The following is a 15,086-nucleotide window of genomic DNA, read 5'->3' on the forward strand; positions in this document are numbered from 1 at the left end:
CACTAATATTATTAAACGCAACTCCAACTACACGATTTAATGTTAGTTTATAATCTATAGTCTTACGTAATTGTGCTAATTTCGGCTCTAAAGTTGATAACTTACTTCTTGTAAAGCATGACTAAATAACCTATGCTGACATAAATCATCAAGCGCATGTGTCTTGCCTTTGATACGGACAGAAATGAGTTTTTCAAGTTGGTTTGAATCAGGTAAAAGGTCTTTTAGAAAGAAAGAACGTGCTGAAAATCCCAAGGGTCGGTCAAATTTTTCACCTGTTCTGGATAATGATTGAATACGATTGATTCGAAAACTTCGAATTTCTTTACGCAGATGGCAATAAGCCACTGTGTACCACTTACCTTTCCAATAAACAAGACCATAAGGATCAATATGGCGTGATTGTGGTTCGATTTCCCCACCTTTATGATAAATAATAAATAACCTATAACTTTCGGCAACAGAAATTTCTAACTCTTGAAGAATAGATTTCAAAGGCGGTTCGACAGTAGGATGGATAACTTCAAACCCTCTTAAATGACGATTAATATGATTCAATTGTTCCTCGTTTGTATACATTTTCAATTTAGAAATTGCTTCATCTAACGCTTCACTAAAGGGATACCCTGCATCTATTGCAAATTTTGCAGCATGAATAAGCGCTTTCTGCTCATCCAGATTAAAAATCAAAGGTGCCTTCTTAAACTCATTCAGTAACCTGTACCCACCATTATGTCCTGCATCTGAAATAATTGGTACTCCACTTGCACACAGAGCATCAATATAGCGGTACACCGTACGGATACTGATTTCTAATTCCTCTGCTAACTCCTTAGCAGTCATTTGGCTTCTCGTTTTGAGGAGCCATAATATAGAAAGCATATTAACCATTTTAGACATATATAGGCATTCCTTTCTCGAAGATTCAAGATAAGCATTCTGTAGTAAAATATTAAACTTATTGAAAAATTTAATTGTAAATGTAAACATATGTATTACCATTTCGTTAATCACCTTACAGAGCTTACTCTGAAGAACATTCTACACTATTATAAAACATCCTGCTTCTCTATTAATCATATTCTAATTACATAATCTGGTCCGATTACGGAACAACTCTATTTTCATTCAATAATTCGGTTCTGGTGCAAATATATGAAGAAGAACGCGAATAATAGTAGATTCCTAGTGAAATCGTATTTTATGCTATAAGTCCAAACACTTGGTGTATGAACTCTTTCTGATTTTGGGCAGACTGATTCCGTAAATCAATCTGTCCCTTTTTTATCATATGCATGGCTTCAACACCGCTCAATATAGAGGGTGCTGTTTTAAGATTGATAGTATCAGTATGTCAAAGTTTTAGAGATTTCTTGCACCAAAACCAAAGGGCAAATACTCCACGAAAACATTTGGAAAAATGGTTGATTAGTTGAACATTACAGATGTTCCGAACGTGAAAGCCCACTACAGTGCGACAGCCTCCCTTTAAAGGTGGGAGTGTCAATAGCATTAGTAGATGAAAACGATGAATAGGCGTCTCTTTTTATTTTCTTACAAACAGAATATATTAAACATTCTTTTCATAATATATTCCTTGTAAATCTGTTATACTTGTACTCGGAATATACATTAATCTTACATTTTGATAATATATACAATGGTTATTATGTAAAATTTGAGAGGAGATCTAAATAATGAGTAAGAAAAAGAAAAAGCCTAATGAATCTACTCTTGCTAAACAAGCAATTGCTAAAAAGTATCAAAAAGAGTATGGAATTACACCCATTATCGTTTCTACCAACTTAGAAAGTATGCAAACTGGTTATGCTGCTGTAGCAACTGACCATATTCAATTATTCAAGTACAATAAAGTTGTAAATGATGTTGTCAGCATTGCTAAATACTACTTTATTGATTATTCCACTGTTCTAGTAGATCACTTTGCTATTAAATCCGTATTCGAGTTTAATGGATTAGGAACACCATTTCGTTTTATCCCAACGGAACAAGGAAAAGACATCGAGCGCTTTATCGAAAATAATACATCTATTGAAATACATAAGGTACGTCGTAAATGGTACAGGAAAATTCTTGGTTTCCGTTCTAATACAAAATGGAAAATAGTTATAGCATGTATTATATATTTATTTATTCTCACAGCTGGAATTAGCGGAATGGTAGATAATAAAAATGAAAATAAAGCAGCCTCAACAACAAAAGTTGTAGATACAGATGCTAATAAAAGAGATAACGAACAACAGAAGCTTAACGAGCAGCGTAAACAAGAAGAATTACAAAAACAACAAGAAGAGCAAAAGAAACAAGAAGAATTACAGAAGCAACAAGAAGAGCAAAAGAAACAAGAAGAATTACAAAAGCAGCAAGAAGAGCAAAAGAAACAAGAAGAATTACAAAAGCAGCAAGCTCAACAAAAACAAAGTGTACAGCAACAACCAAACAATAATCTCCCTCAAGGAAACTACAATTTTAAAAGCTGTAAAGAGGCCAAAGCAGCTGGATTCTCAAATATCACAAGAGATCACCCTGCTTATTCCTCTAAGTTAGATAGAGATGGTGACGGATTAGCTTGTGACAAATAACAAAAAGGAACCTACATAGGTTCCTTTTTTCACCACTTACTCATATCTTATATTTTGCTATTACCGCAATGGCTCTTGCAGTTTTGTATTTTGTTGTAAAAAAATTAATGACTTAACAGGGAATATTAGATTTAAATAGAATAATTTTAACTAAAAATAAATTCTGCCGGATTGATCTACGTAAAACACCGAAATGGTGTCGCTTGTCCTGTAGATTTCAAATTCGCACACATGCTTCCCTCGCTTTACCTCTACGTTATACCACATTAACTCCTGACCGCCTGACCATTTATATTTCGTATAAGTTCGACTGTACCTGTCCCATTAGCAAGGCCCCTTTTACGTTAGTTTGTTACCTCATGTAAAATTTCAACAGTTAGATATTAACGTAGTGTAAAGGACATGTGAAGTTTCGTTTAATATAGTTACATACCGCCTACTCAGCGTTAATAATGTCGATAAATTTAAACGTATTCTTATAATGAAAAGCGTCCGTACATATAACGCTCTTTTTTAAAGGATCGATATCGACAACAGTCATATAACCCGAAAGTATGTAACCATCCTCGTAGTATGTAATTAGTATCTCCTCTTCGGTTAGTAACGAAGTTAGTAGACGGCTTTCAATTCGTTCCTTTTTGTCTTGCGTCACGATAGGGCGTGGCACTTTCGCATTCTCCTTAATGATAGATCTGATACCGGCGAATTGTTCCGGCATAGATGCGAATGGCTGCCATTTCACCATTCCTCTTCCCTTCGGCATCTTTGCGTTGTTTGCGTTATTCATGACTTATGTCCCCCTAATAATGTATTTCTATATCTTGCGGTTGCATTTTTCGTATAGGAAACGCCCCATAATATGCTATTCTTACTGAATCGTGTTCTGATTTCGTCCATAACCCGAGTTAATCTCATTTCTTTTTCTCGTTGTATTACATTATCAAACAACGAAATCTGCTCTTCTCCTTCGGCTACTAAATTCGTTAATGAAATACTAACTGTTCGAATTGGCTCGCCCGTGTATAGAGTGTGTAAATAATATGTACAAACATGATAGATATCCACCGTTAAATTGGTCGGTCGATTAAACGTATGTGTCTTTCGAAATCCCCCATCGTAACCCTTACTACTACCAATTGAAAGATGGATGGTTCTAGCAAGTTTCTTTTGCATCCTTAATCGATAGCAGACTTCTTCTGTATGCCCTAGCAAAATTATCGGAATTTCATCTATCGAATAATCACGTAATAGTATTTGACTCTTAGCGATAGAAGTTTCTGTCGGAATATGTTTTTCGAATATACGGCTGAAATCTATACCGTTACTATGTAAGTGTAATTCTTCTCCGATTACAGAGCCGGTTTCTTTTTCGTCCTACTAACGTACATCCACATACGCATCCTAGCCCTAATGTAGTACGTTTTTCATTAGATATTGCCATTTTCGATTTTTATAACAAATGGATATTTATGTTAATATAAAGGGCGGAGTATGACAAAATGTACTTAAAGTATAGGTTAGTCTAATAAAAAGAGGTGTATAAATGGAGAGATTTTATTCATTATGTCTACAAGGAGATATAAAATCGGCCATGAAGTATCTTAGCTCTATTAGTCCCAAAACTAACGAAATTATTAAAATAGAAAAAGATTTTATTAATAGATTTTTCACGACTGACTATAAAGAGAAAATTCCTACGGAGGACGAATGGGTTAATAGAGTCATTTTAATTTATCATAATTATTTTCGAAGCGTATTAATAAGTCCAAAATCAAATGGTAATGCCGAGCTCATTCTTAAGGAAGAGTTGGCTAATTTGTTGCAGGTTAGTAATACTCTAAATATTGAGGCAATCGAAAAAATATTAATGGATGCTTTTATGGAAAAAGGGTTTTATTTCTTGGGCGGGGTTAGCCCCCCTTATAGAGGGCCTTATATTTGGAAAAGTATGGAAACCCTACATTTTGATGTTGAATTACCATCCACATTTCAAACTGTTACAGTGCATATGATGTCCGACTTTTTACTGGAAAGTTGGATAAGTTTTGCTACTTGTGAGAAAAAAACAGCCGGGGGATGGGCAAAAGATGCTGAACTATACTGCAATTCAAAACGTTATAAGAATATACAGGGAGAAGAGTTTCAAATATCCTTTTTAAAACATGAAACGCAACATTTATTTGACTATGTTCATTTTCCTAATTTAAAACCTAACGATTTAGAATATCGCGCAAAATTAATAGAACTTATTTATAGTAAAGATCATACTATCTTGGGCAAATTTCTATTCCAGGCAAAAAATGACCCAACATTCCCTCATTCTTATGCTTCCTATCTTATTATTAGAAACTTGTCAAACATATTATTTAATGAAGATTTTCAGAACAATCTAAACATGTGGCTTGAGAAAGACTATAAAGTTATTTCTTCAGTATCTTTAGGTTTATTTAAAAGAAGCACAAACGAGTTAAATAGAAAATATAATACTTAAAATCTTCTTCGGCCGTAGGCTTTATTTAAAGAAAATATTTAGAAAAATGGATTCCTCATCGTACAGAAAATCAGTGTATCTCTGTAGAATTTTGTTTTTAGTACGTAATCCACGTTTTGTTTGCACTCCTCGGTATATAGTAAAAGAAACCGATTCCGATTACCGAGCCGGTTTCTTTTTCGTATATCAATGCACGTTTACATACTCATTACTTGCCGTAATGTAATACGTGTTCTCTTTCGAATTGTGTACTTTATACTGAGAATAAAGAATCATATCAGATTCACTTATTTCATTTGATCAAACATTGTTTTTACATCCTTAGAATTAGGAGTAGCATACAAAGTTGGTGTTCCTGAAGTTGAACGTCGGGATGTCACTGCAAAAACATAACCAAGGTTTTCATTGATTATCGCTCTTAACCAAGGTCCGCCACTCGCTCCCCCATTCATACCGCAACTCATCTTGGCATCACTACTAAACAATCCCGCACTACTTGTTGATCCGCCACAATAATAAGGTAATTGTCCATTGTATGGATTTTCAGCGGGCCAACCCCAAATACGAACACTCGGTTGATTAGTACCATATCCAGTTGAAAGTCCATTTCCTCCGACAGTATTTATTAAATTGTTTCCACTTCTAGGATAAACAGTAAAAAACGCTTGATCATGGCTAAAATCACTATCGTTTATCCAAGAATTAAATGTACGAGCATCTTTCCAATTCCAAATCCCATACGGTGTGGAACCATTATTATATGCTGGAGCAAATGCAATATTTGAGTGCCATCCTTTCCCCTTACCTCCATGTACACAATGACCCGCTGTTATGACAAGGTTTTTATAATCATTATTAGTAGCAGAAGCAGAACAAACATAGTCCCTTCCGCTATATGAAAAAAATACTTTGCCTGCTGTAGATGGAACAACAACATTTAGTGCTTTAATTCCACCACTAGTATCAGGCGGAACTGGATCAGAAATATTACTAGGTTTTTCTGTTGAGGGAGCTTCCTGTTTTTTTGGAGTAGTTTTTTCATTAGTCTTGATTTCATCTGCTGGGATTGCATTCTGCATTTTTTCTTTTGTCCAATAACCCGAAGGATCTTCTGTATTGTTTGGATCTTGAATAGAGTATGGAATGTTAGGAGAGCTTTTAGATTGAGTAAGAGAATTTTTTTCATCAGAGGTTGCATATACAGAATTAATACTTAAACATGTTGTTAAAGTTATACTAGCTATAATCCCCGAACATAAAAATTTTAGTTTTTTCATAAATACCCCCGTTTGCATATTTTGTTAATACCATTTAATACTATATCCTGCCTTAATTTATTATTCGTAAAAAAGATAAAAAAACCTAAAAATAACCCGAATATTCCGACGGTATTTTATTATAAAATGAGAAAGTCTTCAACATATTATATATGTCTAATATGTTGAAGACTTGGTTATAAGGTGTGTTGAGAATTCAGCTCTTGATAATATTAATTAAGTTATTTTACTTGCTAAACTCTCTTTGGACTCTCATATAGCTTTCAATGATATTTTGATAACTAAGAAGATGTTTAGCAAGTAAAGCTCCAAAGCCTTTCTACCTTGAGCAGCTATTTGCACCTCTTCATCAAAGACCACTATAAATGTATTATCATCATATGAAACGAGCATGGCTAGTTTCTTTAAGTTAAACTCAGGCAGCGCCTAGAATTACAATTATCAATTTAGTCAAAATTTATTTACCATCAAGCTAATATTTTGAAGCACCCCCTAAACAAAAAATTCACTTCTCTATAGTTAAGTATTTATGAGAATTTAGCTCGTTTTTTCGTTTTGGGGAACAACCAATTTCTTAAGTTGATGGGCATGTATAGTGCCCCTATAAGGTGAACTTCGCCAATTGTTCACCCCAAGATGATACTTCAGTTTCAACAAATCCAGCTTTCCTATAAGCAATTTTTGCTGAAAGATTTTTAGGATTATATCCAATCATGATTAGAGGAATATTTTTATTATTAATACTTCTTATCTTTTCAATAATGAGAAATATAGCCTGTATACCTATACCTTGTCCCTGGTACTCTTTATCAATCATTAGTCTATAAATCCAATAATTATTATCATCAGAGTCTATTCCAAACATCGCAAATCCTATTAGCTTATTATCAAGATATATACCATTTGCATAGAAATTATCTAAAAATTGAACCTCTGCAATAGAATAAAGATTGGAGGCGATAAATGTGCGTTGTTCTTCTTTTACTGATAATTTTATAGCCTCTTCCCAATTACTTTTGTCAATGGGTTTTAAAGATAGTTTGTTCAATATGGATACTCCTTTCGAATATAGAAGGGAACCACGTAGCTTTTGGGCTATTAAAATGTTTTCCCCTCATATTTACACCCTAAAAATACTAATTCCTTTTGCATAGACAATACCTTCTTAACATTAGGATTTAACCTTCTAAATAATATATTTAACCCCGTCATATGTTCCAACTAAAGTTGCCTCACCATTTGCATCCGCTAAAAGTAAATTCATATTCGTTCCCACAGGCATGTTTTTCACAGCATAGACGGCTTCTTCAATATTTTTACACGTCTCTAGTATGGCTCTAACAACCACCATAAACTGTAACCCCGTAACTACTGGTTCTCTCATACCTGGATATTTACCTATCGGCATACCACACGAAGCAAACATTTCAATATTCCGTCAATATTATAGATACCATAATAATTTCTCCGTCCCCCTGGAGATCCTTGAGCAGTTAGCTTTTGCTAGCTGCTCTTTCCGGTTGCATTTACCATTAATAACCATTGTGATTACACCTTATAATATAGAAGCTAGATTAAATCGGGTTGTTATATCCATTACCCTAGGAAACTAGGGTTTTGTTTTGTACAAAATGAAGTTTTTATTAACTCTGTAATTTTTATCACATCTTCACCGGCAGGCCTATGTTAATATTTTTTGCGAGGTAAATTCTTTTAAACGAATGCCTCTTACTCCCTTTAGGATTCGTTTAACAAAATTTTTTGCACACTTAATCCTCTCGCAAAGTAACTTCATCCTATGAAGCCCTATCTCTCAACAACTTTAGGACTTCATAGGATGGAGTTTTTATTCGCTTGTCTAGTAGCTCTATAAGAATATCCGGCTCATAATGCTCCCATTTAAAATTCACTGGTTGTTTCATCGTCGTATACGTCCTTTATTTATGAATATTTTCAGTGTGGTATTATTTAACATCAATTTAAGCACATGTTTTACAAATTTCACGATTCGGAAAAGCCCATGTAGGACTTCACACCGACATTATCGTTTTTTGGATAATCTGTTCTGTTAGCTTTATGGACATGTAGTGATACCTCTCTGTATGCAAAATTGCATACCACTTTCTATTGAAAACAATTATTACCGTAACTATAATAGTTACAGTAAGTAGATTTTACATTTACTTATTGTAACTATTTTATGAAAGAATATTAAAGGAGGAGTTAGAATTATGAAAAAAGCCATTTTAGCAGGAGCATTAGGAGTAGCAGTACTTTCGGGTATGAATTTACCAGGGTTAGAAGTTCCGAAAGCTAGTGCAGCAACTATGGGTTTAGAAATTCAAGAGGTTACTAAATATTATTCTCTGAGTTCATATGAAGTGTCTCAAAAAGAATCTTTTAATCTTAAAAAAGGAGAAGAACTTACAGTATTTGTAAATAATTCAGGATTCCCGATTTCTTACACAGTCTTTGACGCAGACAATCAAGTAATTGGTACATACAATGCTAATTCACCTTATGGACGCGTATTCAAAGCGCAAAAAGACGGTAATATTTCTGTACAATTTCAAGCAGGAGTGAATTCTTCATTTATGAAGAAAATGAATTTTACAGCTAAATTCGCTCTTTCTAAATTTAATTGATAGTAAGAATTATCAATAAAGTGGAAATATATACATTTTCTTCTAGCTTTACGTAGCTTCAAAATCTTTTCTATCCCTTTGCTAGTGTAGAAAAGAAACTTTGAATATTTAACAGAGATTAAAAAAATTAAAAATGGTGTTTAAGAAATCTCTTTTAATTCGTCTATCGTTGTAATATTGTGATAAATCTGTTAAAATAATAATAGAGATACTTTTCTTTTTTAGAAAAAATGACATCGGGTATTTTATTTGAATAGCAGGTCAAGGTCTTTGAACCACTTGAAGAGCATTCTTCTTCAAGTGCGTCTAAAGACCTTTTTGTGTTGTTCTAAAACGATAAGAAAGGAGAATTCAAGCCAAACTCTCTGAATATAAAATGAAATCCTCTCTTTTTGGTTGCTGAACTAGAAAAACCTTATTTTTGGATTAATTATAACAATTACTTATTTTAGGAGATGATTATATGGAAGGGTTACCTTGTAATGGCTGCAAAGGAATGTGTTGCGGTCCCGTTCCAATTACAGAAGAAGAATTTAAAAAAATAAAGAAGAAAATAAAATCGATGCCTACAAAAAAACGCCTAGATTTAAAAAGTCAGCAACGATATTTTGGAACATGTATTTTCTATGACGAAATAAACGATCGTTGCGGTATTCATCCGGTACGTCCAATAATTTGCCGAGCATTTGGGTATTACAACAATCTTGTTTGTTTTCGCAAACCGGAAGTAGTTTCCGCAAAAAACTATATGAGTAACGAACAGCCCATTGGTATTTTGAGTGTTGATTTTACATGGAAAGATTTTTCTTAATGGTTTTATCTATTTTCTTAAGTTGATAGATGCAGGGTAGCACCACATCGCTATAAAGCTAAGGTTTTTCACCATCTATAAAGCAAAAAATACGTTATCATTTCCTATAATTCTATAGAAAGAATAGCGTATTTTTTTACTTTAATGGAATTTTGTTAACTTGATAGCGATGGGCGGTACCCTAAACTAAGTTAAAGCATATTTAAGTGAAATTAAACATGACAAAAAAGCATTTCACTATCAGTGAAATGCTCAGATTGTAGAAAATCTCGATGAAAATCAGTTTTTCTACTAAGCTTAATTAGATTTTACAATCGCTGATGAAACTTCATCATTCCAAGTTCTAGCTCCATCTCCCATACTAACATCAGTCAAATTAATATACTTTCCATTGTTTACAATTGCAAGTGCTCGCCCTTCTGCATTAACATGTTCATAAATAGTCGTATAATCTCCATAAGGATGTGTAAGTATAGAAGAAACATTATCATTATTAGAACCACCAAAGTTTACAACAACAACTGGGTTTCTACTTGCATTTACAGTAAAACGTGAGCCCTTCAAATCATTATCATAATAAAAAGTAGAATAAATTGATGCTAAAGGTTGCACTTTGTTGCTTTTAGGAACTGGATGGCTTTCTAAGTAATTTTCAAAATCTGTCTTGTTTTCAAATCCAATCGTTGTTTGCTCCCCATCAAATCCATCAGTTATTACTTGGTAAGGCTTTGCTGGAGAATCTGCATACGCCTGCGGGCTTGAAACACCAAATAGCATCGCGCCTGCTAATAAACCTGTAGAAAGTACTCCCATAACTCGTTTCAAATGAATCACTCCTTTATAAAATGGCTTGTAAACTAATCTTACGCCTTTTATCATTTTTTTGTAATAAATGTAAAAATTTATCAACATATTATTTTTATTCGAATAATAAGAAATATTTATTTTAATTGTTTTAACACATAATATATTTCACTTTTGTAGCCCCAATTCGTTTTTTTCGTTTTGGGGGTATCATAAAAACTTAGCTTTATGGCAATGCGGAACAGGATGTTTCTTTAGGTAATCTTCTAAATCCGTTTTGTTATCAAAACCAATAGATACTGGTTGTCCATTAAACCCTTTTGTTTTTACTTGATACGGAAACTCTTCTGCAGCAAGTGCACCTCCAGCTCTAGTCAATAGAATACCAGTTGCTAAAACCCCAACTACTAGTTTTTTTAACATAAAAAAAACTCCTTTTTTAATCTGAACGTACACTTTAGAAGACATTATATTTTTCTATAAATTGTAAATATTTAAAAATTACAGAAAAATATAATTATTTATTCCGAATATTTAATTTAAATTTGACCATGCATAATAATACTCATTAAGGGATTTAAGGCGTATCTGTGCCAAGAAGTAAAAAATATACTTCAATAAAGAAGGATAGCATCTTTATGCTATCCCTCTTTTTCTGTTCAGATATTTATTCTATTTTTGTGCAAATTAACTACCTAACATAACATATAATAACAAGGCCGCTGCCTCTTGCCGTTTCATTATTTGTTTTGATAAATAATCTGCTGATCCATCTTCATTATATATAACCTCTGGTCCGACTAAGTGATGACCTACAATGTTTTTCACAGACTCTATCGCCCAATCATCAGTTTCTCCTTTTAAAGTAGCTTCTGCAGGTGGAGCCTCTAGCATTTCTAAATAATGCCAAGCAATCCATGCTGCTTCTTGTCTAGTGATAGCACGATCTGGATAAAATTGTTCTCCCTCTTTTTCGTATAATATACCCAGTTCATATAACTTTTGAATATGAGATGCATACTGATGACCCTTTACATCAGAAAATACAGGGTCTTTTTTTGAAGGTGGTGCAAAGTACGCAATTTGAGACAACCAATATGAAAACTCTCCACGTGTAAGAGGGGCTTCAGGAACAAAATTCCCCTCCTTATTTGCTTTTAATATATCATATTGATGTAAAGGATCTATGAATTTAGCATATGGATGATTCACCTCTACATCTTGAAATCTCTTAGGTTCACTTACTTTCACCGCTGAACTACCAGAGTTCCAATGTATCATTTCTTTTACAGTACCATCTTTGTGAAGTTTAAACGCCATGTAATTACCCTTTTCATCTTCGAATAGTAAAGGATCTATTTGTTTTAATTCCTGTTTACCATACCTTTTATCAGCTACAAATAACTTTCCTTCGCTTATTTTTACATGCGTAATAAGGTTTTTCACCCGTAAATCACGGTACACACCTTCAAATTTCTTTAACTCTTCCTCGCTAGGTTTTAAATACTCTGGTTTCGTTTTATCTGGAAAATAGTGATTCATAAATTCATCAAATAATTTATAAGGAAGTAATGAACTATCTTTATTCGTGACAACAAAAACACCTAATTTATGTTCAGGAATTAACCACATTAAAGAAGAAAACCCTGGTATATTTCCACCTTTCCCAAAAACATATTGACCATTATGGCTTTGCGGTGAAAAGAATTCAAATCCATATGTCATATTGGGATACTTTGGATGCAACGCAAATTTTGTTTGTTGCATATCTTGCACAGTTTCTGTTTTTAGTATTTGTTTATTTTTGAATTTACCACCATTCAATTGAGCAATCATAAAATTGGCTACGTCACTTCCTGTAGAAAACATACTCCCTTGTGGCATGTCCGTCGGTCTTGTTTGATAAAATGGGATGACATCGCCTTTTTTATCGTATCCTGTTGCAAGCTTATCTTTAATAAAATTAGTCATAACAAAACTACTATTTTGCATCTCTAAAGGGTAAAAAATATTTTTCGCCATATATTTATAAAAAGGTGTGTCTGTCAAATTTTGAACAATATATCCTTGCAGCATAGAAGCAAAATTATCATATGTATACGTATCTCCTGGCTTTCTCACTACTGTGGGCATATTTTCTTCTACATAATCTTTAAGTTTTGTATAGTCATTTATTTGATCATGAATATCCCCCAATCTAGGATCCACATCATCAAAACCTGTTGTATGGGTGAGTAAATGTTTCATTGTAACTGGTTCACCCATATTATTTTGGTACTTTAATCCCCCCATATAATTTACTATATCTTTATTTAAATCAATTTTTCCTTGTTCAACTAACTGCATTACAGCACTAGCAGTAAAAACCTTTGATACTGACGCTAATCGAAAAACGGTTTTTTTAGGATCGATGGGAATATTCTGTTCTTTGTTGGAAAAACCGTATCCTTTTTGAAATAGAATTTGATCATCTTTGACAACGACAATAGCTACACCAGGTGCATTTTCTGCTTTCATTTTCTCTGGAATTACTTTATTTGTGAAAGCTTCTACATCTATAGCATTTAATGCTATAGAAGAAACTGTTTCAGCCTTCGAGTTATTACCACCCAAAAATACTAGAAAGAAACATAGGCTTATAACTAATAAACTTCGAAAATGATGAATAATTCTATGACTTCTTCTTTCCAAATTAATTCCCCCTTTAAAGCCAGATTTGTTGATTATTTTCTCAATGTGCTAAACATTGATCTGGATAACACAACCATATTCTACCATAATTTATTTTGTTTACATAATTTTATTTATATTCTGTAATTTCATCCTCCTCTAACTTTATAAACAGTTTGGTTCTGGCACAAAAATGTTAGTGAGAAACATAGAGTAGCAAATTCCTCTACATTTCCCTCTTATGAAGCTGAGCCAAACAATTTATGAATAAATTCTCTCTGGTTTTGGACGGACTTGTCCGGTAAAACAAATTGTCCTTTTTTCATCATATGCATGGCTGTATCTGTTCTTCTCCATTTTGCACGGGAAAAGTCTCCACTAGAGATGGTTAAGTTACCTTCCGCATGAGAAGCCGTTCCTATAGCTATTGAACCAGCACCTTCTGCATGGGCAACTTCTCCACTGGCGGTATTTATTCCTTCCGCATGGGAAGCAATTCCACTGGCAGTGGTAAAGCTCCCTTCTGCATGGGCAGCTTCTCCACTAACAATGGTACCGCTTCCTAACATTAACAACCTGTTATCCTTTTGATTATATTGGTGACGCGCCTAATCGTTATATAATTGAATCATCTTTAGTTTCTGTTCATTAAAATACTGATTTTATAGAACCTCGTTGGACGAATTCTCTCATATGTAAAATTGCATGAAAACACCAGGTAACATAATGCTATTATTTTGTTATAGATCTGCTCTATATTTTTCATTAATCATGTTGAAACCCTATAGAAAAACAATTGGTGAACTAAAGAACTGAAGGAAGGCACTCATTGAGTGTCTTTTCTTTTCATTCAAAATATTATATAATTATATCGGTATACTTCATTATTGCGATTAGCCTGGAAAACTAATCGCTTACCATGGACCTTTAGCTCAGCTGGTTAGAGCAGACGGCTCATAACCGTCCGGTCGTAGGTTCGAATCCTACAAGGTCCACTTTCACAATTCATAAACTAATTATCACAAAAAGATACTCGGAAGAGGTCTTTTCTTTTGTTTATGCCCTTCATATATAACTTGTACAAACTTTTTTCTCCCCTAATGTATATTTTATCCTTATATTTACAAATTTTCGCAGTAACCTTTTAGTATTTCGAGGAAAATCACTAAATAAGTGCATTCTTTTCTTTTTTCGACAGACACATTGCAACAAATTTAATAGAACCCTTTTGCTATTCTAATTTGGTGACTAATTGAATACTGAATGGAGTGAATTATTTTATGTTTGAAAAGCTTTCTTTGCTTTTTGTTTCCGGTGCATTATTCATGTCTTTAACAGCTTGTACACCAAATTATCAAAAAGCCCCAGCAAAGAATGAAAGTTCAGCTTCCCTGTATACCACCAAAGAATTGCAAAATGAATTCCCCATTGGGATGCCGATTGATGAATATATTGCTAAGAAAAATAAGATGAATATTAAACATCCGACTAGCATTCCTCTTCCGAATGGAAATGTAGGAAGAGTATTACAAACAACTGATGGGTTTGTTGTTATTTGTGGTAATGAAAAAGAAATTTTTAATGTAGTAGTATTTAGAACGCTGGATGAAGTAAAAGAATATGAGACGAGTTTAAGAGAAAAATAATTCCAAACAAAATGCTGGTGTTGCTTTAAAATAAAGTTTGATCAAATTGATACTAATAATCTTGATAAATAATCATAGAAAAGAGCGTGTTTTGAAAAAAGATTAATTAAAACACGCTCTTAATATTTTCAGTTGGTTT

13 protein-coding genes, 1 tRNA gene and 4 pseudogenes are annotated in these 15,086 nt (G+C 33.4%); 7 read left to right on the forward strand and 11 right to left on the reverse strand.

The annotated features are described in order from the left end of the window. Positions 1–105 precede the first annotated feature (105 nt). Both BPMYX0001_RS25645 and BPMYX0001_RS31575 read right to left on the reverse strand, forming a co-directional pair. Positions 106–900, reverse strand: a pseudogene (locus BPMYX0001_RS25645) (helix-turn-helix transcriptional regulator); the annotation flags it as partial. Positions 901–1,201: 301 nt separating this feature from the next. Then, positions 1,202–1,330: pseudogene (locus BPMYX0001_RS31575) on the reverse strand (IS6 family transposase); the annotation flags it as partial. A 367-nt stretch (positions 1,331–1,697) separates the two neighbouring features. Here BPMYX0001_RS31575 and BPMYX0001_RS25650 point away from each other — a divergent pair. Further along, positions 1,698–2,603: an excalibur calcium-binding domain-containing protein gene (locus BPMYX0001_RS25650; RefSeq protein WP_006097094.1), complete on the forward strand. Its 906-nt coding sequence runs from the start codon at positions 1,698–1,700 to the stop codon at positions 2,601–2,603. 436 nt (positions 2,604–3,039) lie between these two features. Here BPMYX0001_RS25650 and BPMYX0001_RS25655 read toward each other — a convergent pair whose 3' ends face one another. Continuing rightward, complete coding sequence (locus tag BPMYX0001_RS25655; protein WP_240516968.1) at positions 3,040–3,390, reverse strand: YolD-like family protein; 351 nt, start codon at positions 3,388–3,390, stop codon at positions 3,040–3,042. Continuing rightward, a pseudogene (locus BPMYX0001_RS25660) lies at positions 3,387–3,971 on the reverse strand (DinB/UmuC family translesion DNA polymerase); the annotation flags it as partial. The pseudogene BPMYX0001_RS25660 and the gene BPMYX0001_RS25655, both read right to left, overlap by 4 nt. Positions 3,972–4,146: 175 nt before the next feature. On the opposite strand from BPMYX0001_RS25660, the gene BPMYX0001_RS25665 reads away from it, so the two are divergent. Next, positions 4,147–5,094, forward strand: a complete 948-nt coding sequence (locus BPMYX0001_RS25665) for a hypothetical protein (protein ID WP_006097096.1) — start codon at positions 4,147–4,149, stop codon at positions 5,092–5,094. A 287-nt stretch (positions 5,095–5,381) separates the two neighbouring features. Here the strand turns inward: BPMYX0001_RS25665 and BPMYX0001_RS25670 are convergent, their stop codons facing one another. From BPMYX0001_RS25670 to BPMYX0001_RS25680, 3 genes are all read right to left on the reverse strand, one after another. Beyond that, on the reverse strand, positions 5,382–6,371 hold the full coding sequence (locus tag BPMYX0001_RS25670; RefSeq protein WP_033799390.1) for a trypsin-like serine peptidase: 990 nt from the start codon (positions 6,369–6,371) through the stop codon (positions 5,382–5,384). Between the two features lie 601 nt (positions 6,372–6,972). Beyond that, positions 6,973–7,419: a GNAT family N-acetyltransferase gene (locus tag BPMYX0001_RS25675; RefSeq protein WP_003204648.1), complete on the reverse strand. Its 447-nt coding sequence runs from the start codon at positions 7,417–7,419 to the stop codon at positions 6,973–6,975. A gap of 138 nt (positions 7,420–7,557) precedes the next feature. Then, positions 7,558–7,797 (reverse strand): carcinine hydrolase/isopenicillin-N N-acyltransferase family protein, encoded by a 240-nt coding sequence (locus BPMYX0001_RS25680; RefSeq protein ID WP_006097098.1) that lies wholly within the window; start codon positions 7,795–7,797, stop codon positions 7,558–7,560. Between the two features lie 805 nt (positions 7,798–8,602). On the opposite strand from BPMYX0001_RS25680, the gene BPMYX0001_RS25685 reads away from it, so the two are divergent. Then, entirely contained in the window at positions 8,603–9,016 is a 414-nt protein-coding gene (locus BPMYX0001_RS25685) for a hypothetical protein (protein WP_006097099.1), read from the forward strand. Positions 9,017–9,479: 463 nt separating this feature from the next. Further along, positions 9,480–9,827 carry a YkgJ family cysteine cluster protein gene (locus BPMYX0001_RS25690; RefSeq protein WP_006097101.1) on the forward strand — a complete coding sequence of 116 codons (348 nt, stop codon included), beginning with the start codon at positions 9,480–9,482 and terminating at the stop codon, positions 9,825–9,827. 297 nt (positions 9,828–10,124) lie between these two features. Here the strand turns inward: BPMYX0001_RS25690 and BPMYX0001_RS25695 are convergent, their stop codons facing one another. The 4 genes from BPMYX0001_RS25695 to BPMYX0001_RS25710 all read right to left on the reverse strand — a co-directional run bounded on the left by BPMYX0001_RS25695 (position 10,125) and on the right by BPMYX0001_RS25710 (position 13,870). Further along, positions 10,125–10,652 carry a hypothetical protein gene (locus tag BPMYX0001_RS25695; RefSeq protein WP_033799391.1) on the reverse strand — a complete coding sequence of 176 codons (528 nt, stop codon included), beginning with the start codon at positions 10,650–10,652 and terminating at the stop codon, positions 10,125–10,127. A gap of 189 nt (positions 10,653–10,841) precedes the next feature. Further along, positions 10,842–11,054: a hypothetical protein gene (locus BPMYX0001_RS25700; RefSeq protein ID WP_006097103.1), complete on the reverse strand. Its 213-nt coding sequence runs from the start codon at positions 11,052–11,054 to the stop codon at positions 10,842–10,844. A gap of 264 nt (positions 11,055–11,318) precedes the next feature. Further along, positions 11,319–13,322, reverse strand: a complete 2,004-nt coding sequence (locus BPMYX0001_RS25705; protein WP_033799392.1) for a serine hydrolase domain-containing protein — start codon at positions 13,320–13,322, stop codon at positions 11,319–11,321. A 218-nt stretch (positions 13,323–13,540) separates the two neighbouring features. Beyond that, entirely contained in the window at positions 13,541–13,870 is a 330-nt protein-coding gene (locus BPMYX0001_RS25710; RefSeq protein ID WP_006097105.1) for a hypothetical protein, read from the reverse strand. On the opposite strand from BPMYX0001_RS25710, the pseudogene BPMYX0001_RS32795 reads away from it, so the two are divergent. From BPMYX0001_RS32795 to BPMYX0001_RS25720, 3 genes and pseudogenes are all read left to right on the forward strand, one after another. Continuing rightward, positions 13,864–13,953 (forward strand): annotated as a pseudogene (locus BPMYX0001_RS32795) (class D sortase); the annotation flags it as partial. The gene BPMYX0001_RS25710 and the pseudogene BPMYX0001_RS32795 sit on opposite strands and share 7 nt — an antisense overlap. 269 nt (positions 13,954–14,222) lie before the next feature. Continuing rightward, positions 14,223–14,296 (forward strand) — tRNA-Ile (locus tag BPMYX0001_RS25715). A gap of 285 nt (positions 14,297–14,581) precedes the next feature. Then, on the forward strand, positions 14,582–14,947 hold the full coding sequence (locus tag BPMYX0001_RS25720) for a hypothetical protein (RefSeq protein ID WP_006097107.1): 366 nt from the start codon (positions 14,582–14,584) through the stop codon (positions 14,945–14,947). Positions 14,948–15,086: the final 139 nt, after the last annotated feature.

The organism is Bacillus pseudomycoides DSM 12442 (assembly GCF_000161455.1).
GTDB classification, from domain to species: Bacteria; Bacillota; Bacilli; order Bacillales; family Bacillaceae_G; genus Bacillus_A; species Bacillus_A pseudomycoides.

What these genes read in the sequence shown, in the direction of transcription:
- BPMYX0001_RS25650 (WP_006097094.1), top strand. Translation starts at nt 1,698, where the DNA reads ATGAGTAAGAAAAAGAAAAAGCCTAATGAATCTACTCTTGCTAAACAA.
- BPMYX0001_RS25655 (WP_240516968.1), bottom strand. Translation starts at nt 3,390, where the DNA reads ATGAATAACGCAAACAACGCAAAGATGCCGAAGGGAAGAGGAATGGTG.
- BPMYX0001_RS25665 (WP_006097096.1), top strand. Translation starts at nt 4,147, where the DNA reads ATGGAGAGATTTTATTCATTATGTCTACAAGGAGATATAAAATCGGCC.
- BPMYX0001_RS25670 (WP_033799390.1), bottom strand. Translation starts at nt 6,371, where the DNA reads ATGAAAAAACTAAAATTTTTATGTTCGGGGATTATAGCTAGTATAACT.
- BPMYX0001_RS25680 (WP_006097098.1), bottom strand. Translation starts at nt 7,797, where the DNA reads ATGTTTGCTTCGTGTGGTATGCCGATAGGTAAATATCCAGGTATGAGA.
- BPMYX0001_RS25685 (WP_006097099.1), top strand. Translation starts at nt 8,603, where the DNA reads ATGAAAAAAGCCATTTTAGCAGGAGCATTAGGAGTAGCAGTACTTTCG.
- BPMYX0001_RS25690 (WP_006097101.1), top strand. Translation starts at nt 9,480, where the DNA reads ATGGAAGGGTTACCTTGTAATGGCTGCAAAGGAATGTGTTGCGGTCCC.
- BPMYX0001_RS25700 (WP_006097103.1), bottom strand. Translation starts at nt 11,054, where the DNA reads ATGTTAAAAAAACTAGTAGTTGGGGTTTTAGCAACTGGTATTCTATTG.
- BPMYX0001_RS25710 (WP_006097105.1), bottom strand. Translation starts at nt 13,870, where the DNA reads ATGTTAGGAAGCGGTACCATTGTTAGTGGAGAAGCTGCCCATGCAGAA.
- BPMYX0001_RS25720 (WP_006097107.1), top strand. Translation starts at nt 14,582, where the DNA reads ATGTTTGAAAAGCTTTCTTTGCTTTTTGTTTCCGGTGCATTATTCATG.